The sequence below is a fragment of the Streptomyces sp. NPDC059037 genome (assembly GCF_042740015.1).
GTDB lineage: Bacteria > Actinomycetota > Actinomycetes > Streptomycetales > Streptomycetaceae > Streptomyces.
On sequence record NZ_JBHYIG010000395.1, the window covers coordinates 1 to 7,392 of the forward strand.

Annotated in this window: 6 protein-coding genes; 2 read left to right on the forward strand and 4 right to left on the reverse strand. The window is 67.4% G+C overall.

All coding sequences use genetic code 11. The features are described 5' to 3' along the window. Positions 1–327: 327 nt before the first annotated feature. The 3 genes from ACFWY6_RS42910 to ACFWY6_RS42920 are packed head-to-tail and all read right to left on the reverse strand — an operon-like array spanning position 328 to position 3,328. On the reverse strand, positions 328–1,302 hold the full coding sequence (locus ACFWY6_RS42910; protein WP_384702577.1) for a LuxR C-terminal-related transcriptional regulator: 975 nt from the start codon (positions 1,300–1,302) through the stop codon (positions 328–330). 57 nt (positions 1,303–1,359) lie between these two features. Then, entirely contained in the window at positions 1,360–2,334 is a 975-nt protein-coding gene (locus ACFWY6_RS42915) for a LuxR C-terminal-related transcriptional regulator (protein WP_384702580.1), read from the reverse strand. Positions 2,335–2,359: 25 nt separating this feature from the next. Next, on the reverse strand, positions 2,360–3,328 hold the full coding sequence (locus tag ACFWY6_RS42920; RefSeq protein WP_384702592.1) for a helix-turn-helix transcriptional regulator: 969 nt from the start codon (positions 3,326–3,328) through the stop codon (positions 2,360–2,362). 319 nt (positions 3,329–3,647) lie between these two features. Here ACFWY6_RS42920 and ACFWY6_RS42925 point away from each other — a divergent pair, with 319 nt between their 5' ends. Next, a complete protein-coding gene (locus ACFWY6_RS42925) occupies positions 3,648–4,046 on the forward strand; it encodes a hypothetical protein (RefSeq protein ID WP_384702582.1) in 399 nt (132 codons plus the stop codon). Between the two features lie 112 nt (positions 4,047–4,158). On the opposite strand, the gene ACFWY6_RS42930 is transcribed toward ACFWY6_RS42925, so the two are convergent. Then, positions 4,159–4,572, reverse strand: coding sequence for a pyridoxamine 5'-phosphate oxidase family protein (locus tag ACFWY6_RS42930; RefSeq protein ID WP_384702585.1), 414 nt, complete (start codon positions 4,570–4,572; stop codon positions 4,159–4,161). A gap of 125 nt (positions 4,573–4,697) precedes the next feature. On the opposite strand from ACFWY6_RS42930, the gene clpB reads away from it, so the two are divergent. After that, positions 4,698–7,307: an ATP-dependent chaperone ClpB gene (gene clpB, locus ACFWY6_RS42935; protein WP_384702589.1), complete on the forward strand. Its 2,610-nt coding sequence runs from the start codon at positions 4,698–4,700 to the stop codon at positions 7,305–7,307. The last annotated feature ends 85 nt before the right edge of the window (positions 7,308–7,392 follow it).

Below are 7,392 nucleotides of genomic sequence, written 5' to 3' on the forward strand. Positions count from 1 at the left end.
TATTTCCCCCCCCGGCTAATTGTCCGTGGTCCGGGCGATAGATCCCCCCCCCCGCGGTTAGACACGCCTGGTGTTGTGGGCGTCGCCCCGGCCCCCCAGGGGGGCCGCGGGCCGGCACGACTCAAAGGGAAGCGAGGCCCTGCCTCAGGACGTTCGGCAGGACCGATCGCCGGCAGATCGGCCCGAACCGGGCTTGCTCCGCCGAAATCCACTTTGGTGCGGCTGGGGATGCGCCGCCAGAGTCATCTTGTTGCAGCGCATCTCACTGAGGCGGGGATAAATGGCGCAAAGATGGCCATTCATGGGCTGTGGGTTGCTCGCGATGACTCAGGATTCTCGGTTCAGGATCCCGGACTGCCCTATGAGATAGCCGAGTTGGGCTCGGCTTTCGCTGCCGAGGGTGGTAGCGAGTTTGGCTATGTGGACGCGGGCGGTGCGGACGTTCATGCCGAGGCGGGCGGCGATCTCGGCGTCGGTCAGGCCCTCTGTGAGGAGGGTGGCGATGGCTCGTTGGCGGGTGGTTATGCCGTCTTCCGGGGGCTGGGGTGCGGACTTGGGCCACATGGGAGTGGCCAGGCGCCACAGATGGTCGAAGCTGACGGCGAGATAGTCGACCACGGCTGGGTCGCGCAGTTCCAGGGCGAGGCTGCGGTCCTTGCTCGCCGGTATGAAGGCCACGGTCCGGTCGAAGATGAAGAGTCGTTCGGTGACTTCGTCGAGGGTGCGGGCCTCGGCGTCGCCTTCGAGCCGCTCGAAGTAGGCGAGTACGGGCAGGGAGTGGCGTGTCGTGTGTTGATAGAGGGTTCGCATACGACAGCCTCGGTTGAGGAGCGCCTGGTCGCGGTCGAAGACGTCCGCCAAGGTCTCCGGAGGACGGGTGCCGCCCGGCTGCACGGCGAGGAATTCCTCCGTGGCGTCGTTCATGGCCCGATCAATGGCGGCACTGATGCGTTCGAGGCCGTCGAGGACGGTGATCGTGGGGGCTTCGGAGGCGGCGGCGAGGCGGGAGTCGAGGGCCATGAACGGCCCGAATGCTGCGGCGAGGCGTTCTTCTCGCTGCCGCTGGTCTGTGATCTCGTCCTCTATGGCGCGGAGCAGGCGGGGGAGGGCGACGGCGGGGGCGGTGGGACGCAGCCACTGCATGTCGTTGATGTCCGGATGGAGGAGGCCGAAGTCTAAGAGGCAGGGCGCTTGTTCAGTGTCTTCACTTCGGATCCGGCCTTCGCGCAGAGCCCGGACGTATAGGGCCGAGCCTGTTTCGCAGAGTTGCTCGACTTCGTGAGGCGGGTGCTCGACGGGCATGCTGCGCTCCCTCCCGTGGGTTGAAGCGACGCGATTCCGCGCGAAGGCAGTTGCACGTCACGATCTCTGGTCGAGGATTCCGGACTGTCCTATGAGGTAACCGAGTTGGGCTCGGCTTTCGCTGCCGAGGGTGGTGGCGAGTTTGGCTATGTGGACGCGGGCGGTGCGGACGTTCATGCCGAGGCGGGCAGCGATCTCAGCATCGGTCAGGCCCTCTGTGAGGAGGGTGGCGATGGCTCGCTGACGGGTGGTGATGCCGTTGCCCGAAGGCAGTCGTGCCGAATGCGGATACATGGGAGTGGCCAGGCGCCAGAGGCGCTCGAAGGTGATGGCGAGGAATTCGACGAGGGCCGGGAGGCGGATCTCCAGCGCGATGCTGCGATCCTTGTTCGCCGGTATGAAGGCCACAGTGCGGTCGAAGACGAAGAGGCGCTCGCCAACTTCATCGAGAGTGCGTACCTCGGTGTCGCCTTCCAGTTGCTCGTAGTATCCGAACACGGAGAGCGAGTGGCGTGAGGTGTGCTGGTACAGCGTGCGCAGGCGTGCGCCTCGGGAGAGGGCGCTTCGAGCGTCGCTGAGGGATTGGGCCAGGACCTCGGGAGGCCGGAATCCCCCGGGCTGGATGGAGAGCAATTCTTGGCTGGAGTCGGCCAGCGCCTGAGCCACGCTTTCCTGGATCCGGGGGAGTCCGTTCAGCACAGTGATCGCGGAAGGGCCGACCGCGGCGTGCTGTCCGGGAGCGAGATGCATGAGCGGCGCGAACACGGAGGCCAGCCGGGTCTCGCGGAGCCGCTGATGCGCGATGCGCTCCTCGATGGACTGGAGCAGCCGAGGGAGCGCGACAGCCGGTGGGGTGGGGCGCAGCCAGCGAGCGTCCTCGGCGTCCGGGTGAAGCAGTCCGAAGTCGACGAGGCACGGCGCTTGTTCGGTGGCCTCGCGAGGGATGCGGCGCTCCCGCAGAGCGCGGGCGTACAAGGTCGAGCCCGTCTCGCACAGCTCATCGGGTCCGTGCGTATGGGGTTCCGTCGTCACGTTCCGCTCGCTCCCCTGACCGAGTTCAGTGATCCTTGTCCAGGATCTCGGACTGGGCGATCAGGTACCCGAGTTGAGCGCGGCTGCCGCTCCCCAGCGCGGCTGCGATCTTAGCGATGTGGGCGCGGCAGGTGCGGACGTTCATGCCTAGGCGGCGGGCGATGGCCTCGTCGACGTAGCCCTCCACCAGCAGCTTGGCGATTGAGCGCTGGACGCCGGTGATGCCGTCGGTGGATGGCGGGTACGGCACTTCGTCGAGCAGCGGGGTCGCACGGCTCCATTGCTGCTCGAAGACCTTGGCGAGGTACTCGACCAGGCCGGGGTGCCGCAGTTCCAGGGCGACTTGCTGATCGGCGCGCGCGGGTATGAGTGCGACGGTGCGATCGAAGATCATGAGTCGATCGATCACCTCTTCCAAGGTCCGTATTTCTACGTTCCCTTGGGCCATGTGTGCCGCGTAGGCGAGCGTTCCCTGGCTGTGCCTGACGGTGTGTTGGTAGAGGGTACGCATCTTGATGCCACGGTCCAGAACGGTCTGGCCGCGTTGCAGCGCTACCGTGAGCGTGTTCTCGCTGCGACCGCCTCCGGGCTGGACGGTGAGCACTTCGGAACGGCACTCCGCCGTAGCGCGCTCGATGGCCGCGTGGATGCGGGCGTCCCCCTCGAGCACGGTGATCGCGTGGGTCGCAGGTTCGGCCCGTGCGGTGATCGCCATGAATGGCTCAAACGCGTCGGCGAGTTGAACGGCGAGTCTCCGCCGGTCCTGGATTTCCCGTTCGATGGGGTGGAGCCGCTGGGCCAGTGCCGTGGACGGCGGAACCGGGTGCAGCCAGTCGGCGTCATCGGGGTCCGGGTGCAGCAGAGCGGATTCCAGTAGGCAGGGTGCGTTCTCAGCCTCGGCTCGCGCCAGGCGCCCATTGCTCAGTGCGGTGGCGTAAAGCTTCGCACCTTCAGCGCAGAGTGGTGCCGAGGGGTGAGGATGTGTCGGTTTTATGTCTGTTGTAAGCAAATCTCCACCCCCCAGGGTCCTGAACGTGCAGGAACATGATGCATCGACCCTGTGGCTTTGACGTGCTCGATTGAGACATCGTCTTGAGGAGCCGGGGGAGAGGAACCTACCAAGTGAGGACGAAGCCGACCATGTTTACGCGCATGCTTCGCTCGGTGCTTGTCACCACCTTCTCCGCAGGGCTGGTCTTGGGCACGGTGAGCACTCTCGATCTCGGGTGGCAGACCGCGCCGGCGAACGCGAGTTCCGATTCCGCCGCCCCGCCGGATCTCGGCTGGACCTTGGGGCCGAAGGGTGCAGGCGCATGAGCACTCCTCCCGACGACCGCACCTTCCGCCGAGAAATGGCCACCGCCTACCGCTCCGGTTGGCACTTCATCGATCTCGCCACCGCGATACCCCACGCAGGCGACTCGTTGATGGTCACTCTTCTCGGCGAGCCCATCGTCGTCACCCGGGACGAGGAAGAGGAGATCCGGGCCTACCGGTGTCTCCGGCGGCCGCGAGGCGCCCCGCAGCCTGTGCGGTGTGCCATTCGGTACGGGATGGTCTTCGTCAATCTCGACCGGCGTGACCATCAGCTGGTCGGCGAGCCGGAGCAGCCGGGTCAGCGCAAGCAGCAACAGCAGAGTTCCAACAGCGCCACCAGCTCAACCCGTTCCACCACTACAAGAGCCATCACAGCCACCCCCCGCAGCGCCTGACGCGATCCCCCGTCGTTGTAAATCGCGCAGGTGCTTCCCCCAGCAGCGGCGCCACCGTGGACCTGAACACGGTGGCGCCGCTGTGGTGTGTGCGGGCCCCGATGGGCGGGTGCTACGCCTTGCCCATCGCCCGCGTCAGGGCTATCTCGATCAGTACGCGGTCCGGGTTCGGGCGGGGCGCCCTGCCGTACCGCTCCTCGTAGCGACGCATCGCCTCCGCTATCGCCGCCTCCTCCGTACGCACCGTCGCCACCCCCTCCAGCGTCGCCCAGCGCCGCCTCTCCACCTGGCAGACCGCCACCCTCGCGCCCGGCCCGTCCACGCCCGTCGCCGCCAGGATGTTCGCGACCTTCGTGCTCGATTTGTTCGCCAGTACGCGGGCGACCCCTGCCTCCGGGTCGTACGTCACGCCAACCGGGACCACGTGCGGGGTGCCGTCCGGGCGGGGAGTCGTCAGGGTGCAGAGGTGTCGTTCCCGCCAGAAGCTGAGGTACGCGGGAGTCGGGTTCCGGGGGTCGATGGCCATGGAGGGAACCTAGCCGCCGCCTGGGCGGAAGCCCGCCTCGCACCCTTGAGTGGGGTCGGCTCAACTTTGTGTACACTTTTAAAGTCAGGTAAGGGAAAGACGCACGCAAGGAGGAGAAGACGCACGTGGACGCCGAGCTGACGAACCGGAGCCGGGACGCGATCAACGCGGCCACCAGCCGGGCCGTGTCCGAGGGGAACCCGGACCTGACCCCCGCCCACCTGCTCCTCGCGCTGCTTGAGGGGCAGGACAACGAGAACATCACCGACCTGCTCGCCGCGGTCGAGGCCGATCAGGTCGCCGTCCGCAGCGACGCCGAGCGGGCGCTGAGCGGCCTGCCCCGCGTCACGGGCTCCACCGTCGCGCCGCCGCAGCCCAACCGCGAGCTCCTCGCCGTCATCGCCGACGCCGCGCAGCGGGCGAAGGAGCTGGGCGATGATTACCTGTCCACCGAGCACCTGCTGATCGGTACCGCCGCCAAGGGCGGCACCGCCGGTGAGGTCCTGGGCAGGCACGGGGCCACCGCGAAGAAACTGCTCGACGCGTTCGAGAAGGCAAGGGGAGGGCGCCGGGTGACCACACCCGACCCGGAGGGTCAGTACAAGGCCCTGGAGAAGTTCGGGACCGATTTCACCGCCGCGGCCCGCGAGGGCAAACTCGATCCCGTCATCGGGCGGGATCAGGAGATCCGGCGGGTCGTCCAAGTGCTTTCCCGGCGTACGAAGAACAACCCGGTCCTCATCGGCGAACCCGGCGTCGGCAAGACCGCCGTCGTCGAAGGGCTCGCCCAGCGGATCGTGAAGGGCGACGTGCCCGAGTCGCTCAAGAACAAGCGGCTCGTGTCGCTCGACCTCGGTGCGATGGTCGCGGGCGCGAAGTATCGCGGTGAGTTCGAGGAGCGGCTCAAGACCGTCCTCTCCGAGATCAAGGAGAGCGACGGGCAGATCATTACGTTCATTGATGAGCTGCACACCGTGGTGGGAGCCGGTGCCGGTGGAGATTCCGCCATGGACGCCGGAAACATGCTCAAGCCCATGCTCGCCCGCGGTGAGCTGCGGATGGTCGGGGCCACCACCCTCGACGAGTACCGGGAGCGGATCGAGAAGGATCCCGCCCTGGAGCGGCGCTTCCAGCAGGTGCTCGTCGCCGAGCCCTCCGTCGAGGATTCGATCGCCATTCTTCGTGGGCTCAAGGGGCGGTACGAAGCCCATCACAAGGTTCAGATCGCCGACAGCGCGCTCGTCGCCGCCGCCGCGCTCTCCGACCGGTACATCACGTCGCGCTTCCTGCCCGACAAGGCCATTGATCTTGTCGATGAGGCTGCCTCCAGGCTGCGGATGGAGATCGACTCCTCGCCCCTTGAGATCGACGAACTCCAGCGCGCCGTCGACCGGTTGAAGATGGAGGAGCTCGCCCTCAGCAAGGAGACCGATCCGGCGAGCAAGCAGCGGCTCGAAAAGCTGCGGCGCGATCTTGCCGACAAGGAAGAGGAGCTGCGGGGGCTCAATGCCCGCTGGGAGAAGGAGAAGCAGTCCCTCAACCGGGTCGGCGAGCTGAAGGAGAAGCTCGACGAGCTGCGCGGCCAGGCCGAACGCGCCCAGCGGGACGGGGACTTCGACACCGCGAGCAAGCTTCTGTACGGCGAGATCCCCACCCTGGAGCATGACCTGGAGGTGGCTGCCGAGGCCGAGGAAGAGGTCTCGAAGGACACCATGGTGAAGGAAGAGGTCGGGCCGGACGACATCGCCGATGTGGTCGGGGCCTGGACCGGTATCCCCGCCGGGCGGCTCCTGGAGGGTGAGACGCAGAAGCTGCTCCGTATGGAGGACGAGCTCGGCAGGCGGCTCATCGGGCAGACCGAGGCCGTGCGGGCCGTGTCGGACGCCGTGCGGCGCACGCGGGCCGGGATCGCCGATCCCGACCGGCCCACCGGGTCCTTCCTCTTCCTCGGGCCCACCGGCGTCGGCAAGACCGAGCTGGCCAAGGCGCTCGCCGACTTCCTCTTCGACGACGAGCGGGCCATGGTCCGCATCGACATGAGCGAGTACGGCGAGAAGCACAGCGTGGCCAGGCTGGTCGGTGCCCCTCCCGGGTACGTCGGGTACGAGGAGGGCGGGCAGCTCACCGAGGCGGTGCGCCGCCGGCCGTACAGCGTCGTACTCCTCGACGAGGTCGAGAAGGCGCACCCGGAGGTCTTCGACGTCCTGCTGCAGGTGCTCGACGACGGGCGGCTCACCGACGGGCAGGGGCGGACGGTCGACTTCCGCAACACCATCCTGATCCTCACCTCCAACCTCGGCAGCCAGTACCTGGTGGAGCCGCATACGAGCGAGGAGGAGAAGAAGCAGCAGGTTCTGGAAGTGGTCAGGGCCTCTTTCAAGCCGGAGTTCCTCAACCGGCTCGACGACCTCGTCGTCTTCTCCGCGCTCGGCAAGGACGAGCTCGCGCACATCGCCGAGCTCCAGATCGGCCGGCTCGCCAAGCGGCTCGCCGAGCGGCGGCTCACTCTGGACGTCACCCCGGAGGCGCTCGCCTGGCTGGCCGACGAGGGCAACGATCCGGCCTACGGCGCACGTCCGCTGCGGCGTCTCATCCAGACGTCCATCGGCGACCGGCTCGCGAAGGAGATCCTCGCGGGCGAGGTCAAGGACGGCGACACGGTCCGCGTGGACACGTTCGGGGACGGGCTCATCGTGGGTCCCGCGGCAGCGTCGCCTGCGGGCAAATCCCTCTAGCGGCATCCCGTCTGCCTGGGGTGCTTGTCTGCCGTCTGCGGCGGGCCGCTGGTTGCTCGCGCAGTTCCCCGCGCCCCTTCAGGGG

Coding starts and splice junctions, on each gene's coding strand:
- ACFWY6_RS42910 (WP_384702577.1), bottom strand. CDS start 1,302: ATGCCCGTCGAGCACCCGCCTCACGAAGTCGAGCAACTCTGCGAAACA.
- ACFWY6_RS42925 (WP_384702582.1), top strand. CDS start 3,648: ATGAGCACTCCTCCCGACGACCGCACCTTCCGCCGAGAAATGGCCACC.
- ACFWY6_RS42930 (WP_384702585.1), bottom strand. CDS start 4,572: ATGGCCATCGACCCCCGGAACCCGACTCCCGCGTACCTCAGCTTCTGG.